Origin of the sequence: Methylorubrum aminovorans (assembly GCF_022179725.1) — a bacterium.
Lineage (GTDB): Bacteria > Pseudomonadota > Alphaproteobacteria > Rhizobiales > Beijerinckiaceae > Methylobacterium > Methylobacterium aminovorans.
This window is the reverse complement of the sequence record NZ_BPRC01000004.1, coordinates 206,722-220,819: the sequence shown is the minus strand read 5'-3', so window position 1 is coordinate 220,819 and position 14,098 is coordinate 206,722. Positions and strand designations below refer to the sequence as shown.

Below are 14,098 nucleotides of genomic sequence, written 5' to 3'. Positions count from 1 at the left end.
CCCGCACGGCCGCTGACAAGACAAACGTATTCGGCCGCGCGGGCCGGATTGCGAGGGTGATCTGGTCCTGAGGTTCGAATCCTGAGCGCCGCGAGGCGCTGGAACCCCTTGCACGAATCACGACCGCGCGACCGCAACGAGCCTCGGGGACAATCCCAAAAGAACCCCGCGGAGAGAGGAGCGAGCAATGTTGAACTATGGAAAGCTGTTCTCGCTCCGGCGCACCCCGCAGTCGGAGCCCCTTCCCCGCACCGTGCCGAATTCGGCCGGCGGCCACGTCTTCGCGCTGAGCGATTGGGCGCGGCTCGACCGCTTCCTGGTGCTGGGCTCCGAGGGCGGCTCCTACTACGCGGGCGAGCGGGCGCTCTCGCGGGAGAACGCGGTCGCGGTGATGCTCTGCATTGCCGAGGACGGCCCGCGGGCGGTCGCGACCATCGTCGCGATGAGCGAGGCGGGCCGTGCTCCGAAGCAGGATCCGGCGATCTTCGCGCTGGCCCTCGCGGCCTCCGCGGAAGCGGAGGCGACCCGCCGGCTGGCGCTCGCCGCCCTGCCGCGGGTCTGCCGCACCGGCACGCACCTGTTCAAGTTCGCGGGCGCCGTCGAGGCGATGCGCGGCTGGGGCCGGGCGCTCCGGCGGGCGGTCGGCGACTGGTACCGGGTGCGTCCGGTGGAGGCGCTCGCCTACCAGGCGGTGAAGTACCGGGCTCGCCAGGGCTGGTCGCACCGCGACCTCCTGCGGCTGGCCCATCCGGAGACGGACGAGCCGGCGCGGAAGGCGCTGTTCGATTGGATCTGTCGCGGCACGCTGACCGAGGAGACCCCTGCCCTCGTCCACGCCTTCGCCTCGGTGCAGGCGGAGGGCGCCGACGGTGCCTTCGCGGCGGCCCAGGTGCGCACGCACAACCTGCCCTGGGAGGCGCTGCCGACGGGCCTGATGACGAGCCGCGCGGTGAACGAGGCCCTGATCGAGCGCATGCCGGTCGGTGCCCTCGTGCGCCAGCTCGGCCGGCTCACCGCGGCGGGGGCGCTCGCGCCCTTCACCGCGGCGACTGCGCACGTGGTCTCCGTGCTGTCGGACCGGGAGCGCCTGCTGAAGGCCCGCCTGCATCCGATGGCGCTGCTGGTGGCGCTGCGGACCTACGCGTCGGGCCGCGGCCAGCGCGGCCGGCTCTCCTGGGAGCCGGTGGCGGCAATCGTCGAGGCGCTGAACGCGGCGTTCTACACCGCGTTCGGAAACGTCGAGCCCACGGGCCGGCGTCTCGTGCTGGCGCTGGACGTCTCCGGCTCGATGAGCTGCGGCTCCGTCGCGAGCTCTTCGCTGACGCCCCGCGAGGCGGCCGCCGCGATGGCGCTCGTCACCGCGGCGACCGAGGAGCACTGGCAGGTTCTCGGCTTCACCGCCGAGCCCGGCCAGTCCTGGAGCCAGGGGGCGGCGCTGACTGCTCTCCCGATCGGGCCGTCGATGCGGCTCGACCAGGCGGTTGCGGCGACCGACGACCTGCCCTTCGGCGGGACGGACTGCTCGTTGCCGATGCGCTGGGCGCTGGAGCGGGGCGTCCGGGCCGACGCGTTCGTGGTCTACACGGACTCGGAGACCTGGGCCGGCCCGGTCCACCCGGCCGAGGCGCTGCGGGAATACCGGGAGAAGACCGGGATTCCGGCCAAGCTCGTGGTCGTGGGGCTCGTCTCCAACGGCTTCAGCATCGCCGATCCGGAGGATGCGGGCATGCTCGACGTGGTCGGCTTCGACACGGCGGCGCCCGCGCTGATCGCGGACTTCATCCGCGGATGACGCGAGGCATCGTTCCGAAAGGTGGCTTCCGGCTTTCGGACAGAGACGATGCACCATCGAGAGGGGCGGACGGCACCCTGCCGCCCGCCCCAATCCCGAAGATTTCAAGAAGCAAGACTTCACGAGGGCGGAGCGGCACCATGACCGCGATCAACGGACGCGACCTCATCGCCTGGGGCTTCCAGCCCGGCGAATGGTTCAAGCGGGCGGTTTCCATTGCCAACGCCCTGCGCCTCGAGGGCAGCGACGACGCGGCGATCCGCGCGCACCTGACTACCCACGACCCTGCCACCCACGCATTGCCGATGCGCACGAACAGCCTCGAATTCGGCGTCTTCCTCGACGCCGAGACGGAGGCCGAGCGGGCGAACGCGGCCGCGGTGATCACGCATATGGACGCGCTCATGCGGGTGCCGACCATCGTCAAGGGCGCGGTGATGCCGGATGCCTGCCCTTCGGGGCTGGCGGAGGGCACGATCCCCGTCGGCGGCGCGGTGGCCTGCGCGGACGCGATCCATCCGGGCTTCCACTCGGCCGACATCTGCTGCTCGGTGGCGATCACCGTGTTCCGCCGCGCCGACGACCCGAAGCGCGTGCTCGACGCGATGCAGGCGGTCACGCATTTCGGTCCTGGTGGCCGCAAGGGCGTGGTCCAACCGCCGGACGCGGTGATGGCGGGGGTCGCGGGCAACCGCTTCCTCGCCGAATTCGCGGGCATGGCGGTCGGGCACTTCGCCAGCCAAGGGGACGGCAACCACTTCGCCTCTGTCGGACACCTCGCCTCGACGGGGCAGGTGGCGCTCGTTACCCATCACGGCTCGCGGGGGCTTGGCGCCCAGCTCTACAAGAAGGGCATGGCGGTCGCGCGCCGCCACACGTCGATCGTCGCCCCGCGGGTTCCGGCGCACAACGCCTGGATCCGGGCGGAATCCGAGGACGGCCGGGCCTATTGGGAGGCTTTGCAGATCGTGCGGGACTGGACCAAGGCCAGCCACTTCGCGCTCCACGACCTCGTGGCGCGTCAAATCGGCAACGCGGTCGCGGACCGGTTCTGGAACGAGCACAACTTCGTCTTCCGCCGCGAGGACGGGCTCTACTACCACGGCAAGGGGGCGACCCCGTCCTGGGCAGGATTCTCGGCCGACGATGACGGGCGCACGCTGATCCCGCTCAACATGGCCGAGCCGATCCTGATCACCCGTCACCGCGATCACGCGGCTTCGCTCGGATTCGCCCCGCACGGGGCGGGCCGCAACATGAGCCGCAAGGCCTTCCTGCGGGAGCACGCGCCCGCCCTGCCCGAGGGCATCGACGTGCGCTTCTTCTGCGGGAAGCCGGACCTCTCGGAGCTGCCGGGCGCCTACAAGGATGCCGCGAGCGTGCGGGTTCAGATCGCCAAGTACGATCTGGCCGAGATCGTCGACACGGTGGAGCCCTACGGCTGCATCATGGCCGGCGACTGGGAGGCCGAGGCGCCCTGGCGGAAGAAGGCGGCGGCGAAGTGGGCGGCGAAGGCCGCCGCGGAACGTCAGTGAGGGCGGCGCCGGGTGGAGATCCGGCGCCGTCGTCCACGGCATGCCGACCCGTCGCGTTCATGATTGATCCGGCATGGAGGCCGGGTCGCGGGCGGCGTGCCGGATGCCGAGGATCACGACCTCCTCCTCGGTCGCCTCGTAGAAGACCAGGTAGGGGTAGGGTGTTGCTCCGATCCGGCGCATGGGCCGGAGGCTGGTCGGCCGCCCGCTCTGCGGATGCCGGAGGAGCAGGTCGATCACAGCCTGAATGCGGCGTTGGACGCGGCGGGCTCCTTGGAGCGATTCATCCGCGATCGACATCAAGACCGCGTCGAGTTCAGCGGCGGCGTCCGGCGTGAAGCGCAGTCTCACAGGCCATGCTTTGCCCAGATTGCCCGAACCTCCTCATCCGTCGCGAACTCGCGACGGGCAGCCTGGGCCCGAGACCGGACGAACGAGGCTTCCTCCTCCGGCGTCAGCGCAAGAGCCGCTTCCTCGTCCCCGGCAAGGCTGAAGAGGACGCGGGCCATGTTGTCCTGCGTTTCCGGCGGAAGCGCGCGGATACGCGCGATGGCCCTGTTGAGAAGCTCGGTCATGCGTCCATTATGCACGACTCAAGAGCGTTCGAAAGCCGGTTGAGCGAAGTCACTGCGATGGAGAACGGCCCGATTTCGGCAGCATGCGTCCAGGGAAATCTGGCTTACACCTCCACCGCCATCGCCGCCTGCTCGCCAACCCCGAACACCCGCTTGTAGCGCTCCACCTCCGCCGCCGGTCCCTGGGCCTTGCTCGGGTTGTCGGAGATCTTCACCGTCGGGCGGCCCTCGGCCTGCGTCACCTTGCAGACCACCGAGATCGGGTCGAGGCGGCCCTCCGGCACGAGACCCCGGAAGTCGTTGGTGAGCCGCGTGCCCCAGCCGTAGCCGATCCGCATGCGGCCGTGGAAATGGGCGTGGATCGCCTCGATGTCGTCGATGTCGAGCCCGTCCGAGAAGATTGCGAGCTTTTCGCGCGGGTCGCAGTCCCTTGATTGCCAGAAGGCGAGCGCCTCCTCGCCGCCCTCGATCGGTTCCTTCGAGTCGATGCGGATGCCGGTCCAGGCGGTGAGCCAGTCGGGCGCGTTGGCGAGAAATCCGGTGGTGCCGTAGGTGTCGGGCAAGGCCACCAGGAGGTTGCCGGCATAGTCCTGCTGCCAGTCGGCGAGCACCGCGTAGGGCGCCTGGGCGAGCGCCGCATCGTCGTCGCCACTGAGCGCGGCGTAGACCATCGGCAATTCGTGGGCGTTGGTGCCGACAGCCTCGACCTCGCGGCGCATGGCGATCAGGCAGTTCGAGGTGCCCAGAAAAGCCCGCTCGCCCAAGCCCTCGTTCATCGCCTGCACGCACCAATCCTGCCACAGGAAGCCGTGGCGGCGCCGGGTGCCGAAATCGGCGATGGAGAGATCGGGCAGGCGCTTCAGGCGCTCGATCTTCTCCCAGACGCGGGTCATGGCGCGGGCGTAGAGCACTTGGAGCTCGAACTTGCCCAGGCCGCGCAGCACCGCGCGGGAGCGCAGCTCGTTGAGGATGGCGAGTGCGGGCACCTCCCATAGCGTGGTCTCGACCCAGGGGCCGTGGAAGGTGAGCGCCACCTGCCCCTCGCGCACCTCGAGTTCGTAGTCCGGCAGGCGGAATTCCTCGAACCACGCCATGAAGTCGGAGGAGAGGATCTGGCGCTTGCCGTAGAAGGTGTTGCCGCGCAGCCAAGTGGATTCGCCCCGGCTCAAGCGAACCGTGCGGGCATGGTCGAGCTGCGCCCGCAACTCCCCGAGATCGATCTCGTCGGCCACGCGCACGCTCTTCGTGCGGTTCTGGATCGCGAAGGTGACGTCGACGTCGCGGTGACGGCGGAAGATCATCTGCGCCATCAGCAGCTTGTAGAAATCCGTATCGAGCAGCGAGCGCACGATCGGGTCGATGCGGAAGTTGTGGTCGTAGACCCGCTTCGCGAGGTCGATCATGGGCCGTCCGTGTTCGGGGAGCGTCGGCCGAGCTTGGGACGGATCGTTCCGGCGATCAACGGCGGCGGACGCGGGGCGTCATAACAAAAAAGGCGCCCCTGCCGCAGGCAGGGACGCCGAACATCCGTGGAGGGGCGCGAGGCCCACTCCCGAAAGGATCAGGCGAGGTTGACCTTCTTGGTCTCGGTCTTCGGGCTCTCGCCGGTGAGCGAGGCCTTCACGTAACCGTAGAGGTGGACCATCGTCGAGGACGGGCTGTCCCAGTACTCGCCCTGCTCAGGGTGAATGCGGATCAGGCCGACCTCGGGATCGTTCTTGCCGTTGGGGAACCACGTCTTGAGGCTCTCCTGCCACTTCTCGTCGATGAGCTTCTGGTCGCGGATCACCTCGGCCTTGCCGGCGATCGAGACGTAGGTCTGGCTCGACGGATCCGAGTAGGCGAGGTTGACCTGATTGTCGCGACCGATCTCGGCGGTCTTCGGGCTGTGCAGCTTGGTGAAGAACCAGATGTCGCCGTTCTCGTCGATCTCGTTGTTCCACATCGGGCGGCTGTTGAGCGTCCCGTTCTGGTCGGCCGTGGTCAGCATCGCGACCTTGACGTCCTTGGTCAGCTCAAAGAGCTTCTTCGCGCCCTCGTGGTCGCGATGGTTGCCCTGGTGCATGGAATGCGTACTCCGTCTGTCGTCAATGGCGCGAGCCGGGCTGAGCGGGCGACCCTGGTCGAGGGTTCGCCGCCCGGCGATTGCCTCGACAACGAGCGAAGCCGATCTTGGTTCAGGGGGCGCCCCCGAAGCTTTGCCGGAGAGTGGGATGAGGGTTGCGTTGCTTGCCTTGTTGCTGGTCACCCTGGCCGTGCCGGCCTCCGCCGAGGTGCGGTTCGGCCCCGGCGTGCGCATCGGCGGCCACGATTTCTCGAACCGGCGCTACCGAAGCGTCCATATCGAGCGGGTGAAGCGGCTGCGCGGCCCCGTCGGCTGCCGGCATGTCCGCCGAGGGGTCTACCGGCGCGGCGATGGTTCAGTCGTGCGCGGGCCGATGGAACAGTGCAACCTGATCGCGGTTCCGCCGGGACGGCGCTGAGACGGGTCGCCCGGGCTGGTGTTTCCCGCAGGCGCGGTTAGATGAACGGAAGCGGGCTCGATCCCGTCCCGGCGCCCGATGGAGTACGAGTTTTGGCGATCACGCGCGATGACGTGCTGAAGGCGCTCTCGACCGTCTCAGTGGACGACGGCAGCACCACCCTGCCCGGCTCCGGCCGGCTCTCGCAGGTGGTGATCGATCCGGGCAACCGGGTGATGTTCTCGATTCGGATCGATCCGAGCGAGGCCGAGCGGTTCGAGTCCGTGCGCCGCGAGGCGGAAGGGCGCGTGCTGGCCCTGCCCGGCGTGTCGAGCGTGCTGGCGAGCCTCACCGCCGAGCGCGGGTCGAACGTGCCGGCTCAGGGTGCTGCGCCGCGCCCGCCCGGACCCGGCGTGGCGCCGCCGCCGCGTCAGGGCAATGCGCTGCCGGGCGTGCGCCACATCGTGGCGGTGGCCTCCGGCAAGGGTGGCGTCGGCAAATCCACCACCGCCTGCAACCTCGCGCTCGCCCTCGGCGCGCAGGGGCTTAAGGTTGGCCTGCTCGATGCCGACATCTACGGCCCCTCGGTGCCCAAGCTGCTGGGGCTTTCCGGCAAGCCGCGGGTGATCGAGGGCAAGACCCTGGAGCCGCTGCAGGCCTACGGGCTGAAGGCGATGTCGATCGGCCTGCTGATCGAGCCCGAATCGGCGATGATCTGGCGCGGGCCGATGGTGCAGTCGGCCATCACCCAGATGCTGCGCGACGTGGCCTGGGGCGAGCTCGACGTGCTCGTGGTCGACATGCCGCCGGGCACGGGTGACGCCCAGCTCACCATGGCCCAGGCGACGCCGCTCTCGGGCGCCGTCATCGTCTCGACGCCGCAGGATCTGGCGCTGATCGATGCCCGCCGCGGCGTGACCATGTTCCGCAAGGTCTCGGTGCCGATCCTCGGCGTGATCGAGAACATGGCGACCTTCATTTGCCCGAATTGCGGACATGCCTCGGCGATCTTCGGCCATGGCGGCGCCCGCCACGAGGCCGAGCGGCTGGAGGTGCCGTTCCTCGGCGAGATCCCGCTCACCATGGCGATCCGCGAGACCTCGGATGCCGGCCGCCCGGTGGTGGCGACCGATCCGGACGGGCCGCAGGCCAAGGTCTACCGCGAGATCGCGCAAAAGCTCTGGGGCAACCTCACCGGCGCGCCCGCAGGCCGGGCGGCGCCCAAGATCGTCATCGAGTGAGTCTCCCCCCGGTCTCCGGGTCGCGTGTTTTGGGCCTGATCCTGGCCGGCGGCCTGTCGCGGCGGATGGGCGGGGGCGACAAGCCCCTGCGCCGTCTTGCCGGGCGCACCCTGCTGCAGCGCGTCGCCGAGCGCTTCGAGCCGCAATGCGCGGGCGGCCTCGCGCTCAGTGCCAACGGCGACCCGGCCCGCTTCCGCGACGTGTTCTCCGGCGCCATCCTGCCCGATACGATCCCGGATCATCCGGGGCCCCTCGCCGGTATCCTCGCCGGGATGGAGGCTGCCGCGGCTCTGCCGGGCGTCACTCATGTCGCGAGCGTGCCCGGCGACGCGCCGTTCCTGCCGCACGACTTCGTCGCCCGGCTCGTCGCCGCGGCGGCCGAGGGCAAGCCGATTGCGCTGGCGGCGTCGGGTGAGCGGTGCCACTTCACCTCCGCCCTCTGGCCGGTCGATCTGCGCCATGACCTGCGTGACTGGCTCGGGCGCGGCGAGCGGCGGGTCGGAGGCTTCATCGAGCGGCACGGGGCGGCCGTGGCGTCCTGGCCGGTGGAGCCGGTCGATCCCTTCCTCAACCTCAACGCGCCGGAGGATCTGGCGGCCGCCGAGGCGATGCTGGCGCGTGGGGGATAAGGGCGCGGCAAAGCGCGGTCCGCCGGCGCTCGGATGTTGTGCCGAAGCCTCGTAATTCATATTTAAGTAACTGAAACGACGGCCTTTGGCTGCTGGCGGGGTGTCCCGTCCGACGTCCTCCTCCTGAGGTGCCGCGAAGCGGCCTCGAAGGATCCTCCAGGTCCCGCGCGATGGCTGGATGATCCTTCGAGGCCCGCTGACGCGGGCACCTCAGGATGAGGGAGTGGATCGGAGGGGTCGCCCCGTGCTGGCCTTTCCGTCCGACCCGGTGGCGTTTGGCAGCGGGTGAACCGAACAGAAGAACGAGAGAACGACGTTGGCAGACGACAAGGACGCTCCCGGCGCCGGCACGCCCCCGCCGGCGACCGACATCAAGCCCGTCTCCATCACCGACGAGATGCGCCGCTCCTATCTCGATTACGCCATGAGCGTGATCGTGAGCCGGGCGCTGCCCGATGCCCGCGACGGACTCAAGCCCGTGCACCGGCGCATCCTCTACTCGGCCTTCGAGTCGGGGCATCTGCCGGAGCGCAAATACGTCAAGTCGGCCCGCATCGTCGGCGACGTGATCGGTAAGTACCACCCCCACGGCGACCAATCGATCTACGACGCCTTGGTCCGCATGGCGCAGGACTTCTCGATGCGCCTGATGCTCATCGACGGGCAGGGCAATTTCGGCTCGGTCGACGGCGATCCCGCCGCGGCCATGCGCTACACCGAATCGAGGCTCGCCAAGCCCGCCGTCGCGCTGCTGACCGACATCGACAAGAACACCGTCGATTTCCGACCCAACTACGACGAGGCCCACGAGGAGCCGACGGTCCTCCCCGCCCGCTTCCCCAACCTGCTGGTCAACGGCGCGGGCGGCATCGCGGTGGGCATGGCCACCAACATCCCGCCGCACAATCTCGGCGAACTGGTCGATGCCTGCGTGGCGCTGATCGACGATCCGGCCCTCACCATCGAGGCGCTCAACGAGATCGTGCCCGGCCCCGACTTCCCCACCGGCGGCATGATCCTGGGGCGCGCCGGGACGCGGCAGGCCTACACCACCGGCCGCGGCTCGATCATCATGCGCGCCCGCTCGCATGTGGAGGAGCTGCGGAAGGAGCGCGAGGCGCTGATCTTCACCGAGATCCCGTATCAGGTGAACAAGGCGACGCTGATCGAGAAGATCGCCGAGCTGGTCAAGGACAAGCGCATCGAGGGCATCTCGGACCTGCGCGACGAATCCGACCGCGACGGCATGCGCATCGTCGTCGAGATCAAGCGCGACGCCATGGCCGACGTCGTTCTGAACCAGCTCTACCGCTACACCCCGCTCCAGACCTCGTTCGGCGCCAACATGGTGGCGTTGAACGGCGGCCGGCCCGAGCTGATGAACCTGAAGGACCTGCTCCTGGCCTTCAACGACTTCCGCGAGGAGGTCGTCTCCCGGCGCACCAAGTTCCTGCTGAACAAGGCGCGCGAGCGCGCCCACGTCTTGTGCGGTCTGGCGATTGCGGTCGCCAACATCGACGAGGTGATCCGGCTGATCCGCACCTCGCCGGACCCGAACACCGCCCGCGAGCTCTTGATGGCCCGCGACTGGCCGGCGCACGACATCGCCCCGCTGATCGCGCTGGTGGACGATCCGCGCCACCGCGTCGCCGATGACGGCACCTACCGCCTGTCGGAAACACAGGCCCGCGCCATCCTCGATCTGCGCCTGCAGCGCCTCACCGCCCTCGGGCGCGACGAGATCGGCGACGAGCTGAAGAAGCTCGCCGACGAGATCGCCGACTACCTCGACATCCTGCGCTCGCGCGCCCGCATCCAGGCGATCGTCAAGGACGAGCTCGCCGAGGTGCGCGAACTCTTCGCGACGCCCCGCAAGACCGAGATCATCGATTCCGACTTCAGCGTCGAGGACGAGGATCTGATCGCCCGCGAGGACATGGTCGTGACCGTGTCGCACGCCGGCTACGTCAAGCGCGTGCCGCTCTCGACCTACCGGGCGCAGAAGCGCGGCGGCAAGGGCCGCTCCGGCATGGCCACCCGCGACGAGGATTTCGTCACGCGGCTGTTCGTGGCCAACACCCACACGCCGGTCCTGTTCTTCTCCGACCAGGGTCAAGCCTACAAGGAGAAGGTCTGGCGCCTGCCGGTGGCCGCGCCGAACGCGCGGGGCAAGGCGCTCGTCAACATCCTGCACCTGCAGAACGAGGGCGAGCGCATCACCACCATCATGCCGCTGCCCGAGGACGAGGCGTCCTGGGAGACGCTCGACGTGATGTTCGCCACCGCCTCCGGCAATGTCCGCCGCAACAAGCTGTCGGACTTCGTCCAGGTCAACCGCAACGGCAAGATCGCGATGAAGCTCGATCCGGGCGATCACATCGTCCATGTCGAGATCTGCCGCGCCGACCAGAACGTGCTGCTCACCACGGCACTCGGCCAGTGCATCCGCTTCCCCGTCGAGGATGTGCGCGTGTTCAAGGGCCGCGACTCGACCGGCGTGCGCGGCATCTCGCTGGCCAAGGACGACCGCGTCATCTCGATGGCGATCCTCAACGCCTTCGATGCCTCGCCCGAGGAGCGGGCCGGCTACCTGAAGATGCGCCGCGCCGTGATCGGCGATGCCGGCGACGAGGGGGATGCGGAGGCCGAGGAGAGCACGGCGGAAGCCGCGATCTCTCAGGAGCGCTACAGCGAGATGGGCGCTGCCGAGCAGTACGTGCTGACGCTATCCGAGCGCGGTTTCGGCAAGCGCTCCTCCTCCTACGAGTACCGCACCTCCGGCCGCGGCGGCAAAGGCATCACGGCGATGCGGGTCAACGCCCGCAACGGCCATCTCGTCGCCTCCTTCCCCGTGGAAGCCTCCGACCAGATCATGCTCGTCACCAATGCCGGCCAGCTCATCCGCGTGCCGGTGGACGACATCCGCATCGTCGGCCGCGCCTCGCAGGGCGTGACGGTGTTCAACACCGACAAGGCCGAGCGCGTCGTCTCGGTGGAGCACATCGAGGGCGAGGAGGAGAACGGCGAGGACGAGGCCTGAGGCCCGGCCCCTTCCGACGCCATGTCATCCCGGGGCCGCTTAGCGGAACCCGGAATGACGGCGGGATGTGACGAAGCGGCGCCGGCGGCGGTTCCGTTTGCGGGGAAAATGCTCTAGGCCCGTTCCCGTGACGACCCGCACCGCCCTCTACGCCGGTTCCTTCGATCCGGTCACCAACGGCCACCTCGACGTGGTGCGGCAGGCCTGCCGCCTCGTGCCGCGGCTGGTGCTCGCCATCGGCGTGCATCCGGGCAAGGCGCCGTTGTTCTCGGCCGAGGAACGCGCCGCCCTGCTCAGCGAGACCTGCGGGCCGCTGGCCGCCGCCGAAGGCGCGAGCCTGGAGGTCGTCACCTTCGACGACCTCGCGGTCTCGGCCGCCCGGCGCTGCGGTGCCCGCCTGTTCATCCGCGGCCTGCGCGACGGCACCGATCTGGACTACGAGATGCAGCTCGCCGGCATGAACGGCGCGATGGCCCCCGAGGTCCAGACCGTGTTCCTGCCCGCCTCCACCGGCGTGCGGCCGATCACGGCGACCCTGGTGCGCCAGATCGCGGCCATGGGCGGTGACGTCTCGCCCTTCGTGCCGCCGGTCGTGGCCGCGCAACTCGCCGCGCGTTTCGCGAAATCCTGATCCTCACCACGGAGCTTTTGCCCGCATGAATCGCCGCCACGCCGTCCTCGGCCTCGCCCTCTCCGCCATGCTCCTCGCCGCCCCGGCGCGGGCGGGCGAGAACACCGTCACCCTCGAGACCAGGGACGGTCGGGTCACGATCGAGCTGCGTCCGGAGATCGCGCCGAAGCACGTCAAGCAGCTCAAGACGCTGATCGGCCAAGGCTTCTACAACGGCCTGAAGTTCCACCGCGTCATCGACGGCTTCATGGTCCAGACGGGCGATCCCAAGGGCAACGGCACCGGCGGCTCCACCCTGCCCAATATCCCGGCCGAGTTCTCCTCGGCCCCGTTCAAGCGCGGCACCGTCGGCATGGCCCGTTCGGGTGATCCGAACTCGGCCAATTCGCAGTTCTTCATCTGCATCGGCGACGCCGAGTTCCTGAACAACAACTACACCGTCGTCGGCGTCGTCACCTCCGGGATGGACGTGGTCGACAAGATCAAGAAGGGCTCCAAGGCCAATAACGGCTCGGTGCAGGACCCCGACAAGATCGTGAAGATGACCCTTGGAGGCGGCCAATAGCGGCCGCACGCACCGGGCGTCGCCGGGCGGGCCAACTCGCCGGCCTCTTCACGGCCGGCTTCGCCCTGCTCGCACCGGGCAGGGCGTGTGCGTTCGAGGGCATTGAACCCTGGCACACGCTGCCCCAGACCTTGCGGGGCACGCAGCATGTGCCGCTGCCCGCGGCAGGGCCGGAGCCGGCCCCGGCCGACACCTTGCGAGCGCTCTATCCGGCGCTCGCTGCCTGCTGGCGGGTGCCGGAAGGCCTGAGCCGGTTCGAGCGGGCGGAAATCACGGCGCGTCTCTCGCTGCGCCGGGACGGTTCGGTGATCGGCACACCGCAGATCACCTTCGCCAAGGCGCCGGGCGACACGCGGACCCGGGACATCCTGATACGGGCGACGCTCGACGCGATCGCCCGCTGCACGCCGGTCCGGCTCACCCCGGCTCTCGGCGGAGCCATCGCGGGGCGCCCCCTGGCGCTGCGCTTCATCTACGACGGACCCAAAGGACAGGGAATTTAAGCCATGGCAGAGACGAACGAGACCATCGTCCTGGAGACCACGAAGGGCCGCGTCGTCATCGCGCTGCGCCCCGACCTCGCTCCCAACCACGTCGAGCGGATCAAGACCCTGGCCTCCCAGGGCTTCTACGACGGCGTGCCGTTCCACCGCGTCATCGACGGCTTCATGGCCCAGACCGGCGACCCGACCGGCACCGGTTCCGGCGGCTCCGAGCTGCCCGACCTGAACGCCGAGTTCAACGCCGAGCCGCATGTGCGCGGCACCTGCTCGATGGCGCGCACCAACTTCCCGCACTCGGCGAACTCGCAGTTCTTCATCTGCTTTTCCGACGCCCGCTTCCTCGACCGCCAGTACACGGTGTGGGGCAAGGTGATCGAGGGCATGGAAGTCGTCGACACGATCAAGCGCGGCGAGCCCGTGAACGACCCCGACCGGATCGTGAAGGCGACCGTCGCCGCGGCGTAAGCCCGCTTTTCCCCTCTCCCCGCTGTGCGGGGAGAGGCCCTCAGGCACCTTGTCGTGTCTGCGGGAAGCGTAGGCGCAGCCGGAGCGGCGGTGCGGGACGTCCGAGGATGAGCCTCCTCCGGCCAAGCCTTCTCACCGTCGGCTGCCGCCTCGCTTCATCCCCCGGCAGGGGGCATCTTGCAGTGAAGCTGACCTACCCCTCCGGAGGCTCCCGGAGCCCCGCGGCCTCTTCGAGCCACGTCAGAATCTCCGGTGCCCGCCAGGGCTTGGGCATGAAGGTCGCCGTGACGCGCAGGTCGCTCGGCTGGTCGCCCGCATCGCCCGAGGTCAGCAGCAGGCGGATGCGCGGCCAGGTCACGCCGATGATCCGGGCCAGCTCGAAACCGCCGATCGTGCCCGGCGTGCGCACGTCGGAGAACACCACGTCGATTCCGTCGCCCCGCTGGCGCAGGATGTCGAGGGCGCGCTCCGCCGTCTCGGCCTCGATCACCTCGAAGCCCTTCTCCTCCAGCAATTCGGCCGCGAGGTAGCGCTCGTCGGGCTCGTCCTCGACGACGAGGATGACGGGCCGGCGGTCGGTGGGTCGTGCGTCACTCATGACCGGTCACTCATGACCCTGGCTTATCTTGAGAGCTCGCGGGAGAAACGCAGATTGCGCAT

The 14,098-nt window shown here is 69.2% G+C and carries 15 protein-coding genes; 10 read left to right on the top strand and 5 right to left on the bottom strand.

Annotated features, from left to right (window positions below):
- Nucleotides 1–187 precede the first annotated feature (187 nt).
- Both MFF24_RS08945 and MFF24_RS08940 read left to right on the top strand, forming a co-directional pair.
- On the top strand, nt 188–1,792 hold the full coding sequence (locus MFF24_RS08945) for a TROVE domain-containing protein (protein ID WP_238224042.1): 1,605 nt from the start codon (nt 188–190) through the stop codon (nt 1,790–1,792).
- Nucleotides 1,793–1,932: 140 nt separating this feature from the next.
- Nucleotides 1,933–3,327, top strand: coding sequence for an RtcB family protein (locus MFF24_RS08940; RefSeq protein ID WP_238224041.1), 1,395 nt, complete (start codon nt 1,933–1,935; stop codon nt 3,325–3,327).
- Between the two features lie 57 nt (nt 3,328–3,384).
- Here the strand turns inward: MFF24_RS08940 and MFF24_RS08935 are convergent, their stop codons facing one another.
- From MFF24_RS08935 to MFF24_RS08920, 4 genes are all read right to left on the bottom strand, one after another.
- The gene (locus tag MFF24_RS08935) at nt 3,385–3,678 is read right to left on the bottom strand and encodes a type II toxin-antitoxin system RelE/ParE family toxin (RefSeq protein WP_238224040.1); all 294 of its coding nucleotides are present in this window, start codon (nt 3,676–3,678) and stop codon (nt 3,385–3,387) included.
- On the bottom strand, nt 3,675–3,902 hold the full coding sequence (locus tag MFF24_RS08930) for a hypothetical protein (RefSeq protein ID WP_238224039.1): 228 nt from the start codon (nt 3,900–3,902) through the stop codon (nt 3,675–3,677). Before MFF24_RS08930 ends, MFF24_RS08935 begins: the two co-directional genes overlap by 4 nt.
- A gap of 104 nt (nt 3,903–4,006) precedes the next feature.
- Nucleotides 4,007–5,305 carry a nicotinate phosphoribosyltransferase gene (locus MFF24_RS08925; protein WP_238224037.1) on the bottom strand — a complete coding sequence of 433 codons (1,299 nt, stop codon included), beginning with the start codon at nt 5,303–5,305 and terminating at the stop codon, nt 4,007–4,009.
- A gap of 158 nt (nt 5,306–5,463) precedes the next feature.
- Nucleotides 5,464–5,967 carry a pyridoxamine 5'-phosphate oxidase family protein gene (locus MFF24_RS08920; protein ID WP_108942319.1) on the bottom strand — a complete coding sequence of 168 codons (504 nt, stop codon included), beginning with the start codon at nt 5,965–5,967 and terminating at the stop codon, nt 5,464–5,466.
- Nucleotides 5,968–6,115: 148 nt separating this feature from the next.
- On the opposite strand from MFF24_RS08920, the gene MFF24_RS08915 reads away from it, so the two are divergent.
- The 8 genes from MFF24_RS08915 (at nt 6,116) to MFF24_RS08880 (ending at nt 13,438) form a co-directional block, all read left to right on the top strand.
- Nucleotides 6,116–6,385: a hypothetical protein gene (locus MFF24_RS08915; RefSeq protein WP_238224036.1), complete on the top strand. Its 270-nt coding sequence runs from the start codon at nt 6,116–6,118 to the stop codon at nt 6,383–6,385.
- A 92-nt stretch (nt 6,386–6,477) separates the two neighbouring features.
- The gene (locus MFF24_RS08910) at nt 6,478–7,605 is read left to right on the top strand and encodes an Mrp/NBP35 family ATP-binding protein (RefSeq protein ID WP_238224033.1); all 1,128 of its coding nucleotides are present in this window, start codon (nt 6,478–6,480) and stop codon (nt 7,603–7,605) included.
- Entirely contained in the window at nt 7,602–8,234 is a 633-nt protein-coding gene (mobA, locus tag MFF24_RS08905) for a molybdenum cofactor guanylyltransferase MobA (protein ID WP_373322676.1), read from the top strand. Before MFF24_RS08910 ends, mobA begins: the two co-directional genes overlap by 4 nt.
- A 316-nt stretch (nt 8,235–8,550) precedes the next feature.
- Complete coding sequence (gene gyrA / locus MFF24_RS08900; RefSeq protein WP_238224032.1) at nt 8,551–11,274, top strand: DNA gyrase subunit A; 2,724 nt, start codon at nt 8,551–8,553, stop codon at nt 11,272–11,274.
- A 127-nt stretch (nt 11,275–11,401) separates the two neighbouring features.
- Nucleotides 11,402–11,905 carry a pantetheine-phosphate adenylyltransferase gene (gene coaD / locus MFF24_RS08895; RefSeq protein WP_133089038.1) on the top strand — a complete coding sequence of 168 codons (504 nt, stop codon included), beginning with the start codon at nt 11,402–11,404 and terminating at the stop codon, nt 11,903–11,905.
- Nucleotides 11,906–11,930: 25 nt separating this feature from the next.
- Nucleotides 11,931–12,470 (top strand): peptidylprolyl isomerase, encoded by a 540-nt coding sequence (locus MFF24_RS08890; protein WP_238224030.1) that lies wholly within the window; start codon nt 11,931–11,933, stop codon nt 12,468–12,470.
- A 65-nt stretch (nt 12,471–12,535) separates the two neighbouring features.
- Entirely contained in the window at nt 12,536–12,973 is a 438-nt protein-coding gene (locus MFF24_RS08885) for a UCP034077 family protein (protein ID WP_238224116.1), read from the top strand.
- 3 nt (nt 12,974–12,976) lie between these two features.
- Nucleotides 12,977–13,438, top strand: a complete 462-nt coding sequence (locus MFF24_RS08880; protein ID WP_108942335.1) for a peptidylprolyl isomerase — start codon at nt 12,977–12,979, stop codon at nt 13,436–13,438.
- A gap of 193 nt (nt 13,439–13,631) precedes the next feature.
- On the opposite strand, the gene MFF24_RS08875 is transcribed toward MFF24_RS08880, so the two are convergent.
- A complete protein-coding gene (locus MFF24_RS08875) occupies nt 13,632–14,036 on the bottom strand; it encodes a response regulator (RefSeq protein WP_012456783.1) in 405 nt (134 codons plus the stop codon).
- Nucleotides 14,037–14,098 lie beyond the last annotated feature (62 nt).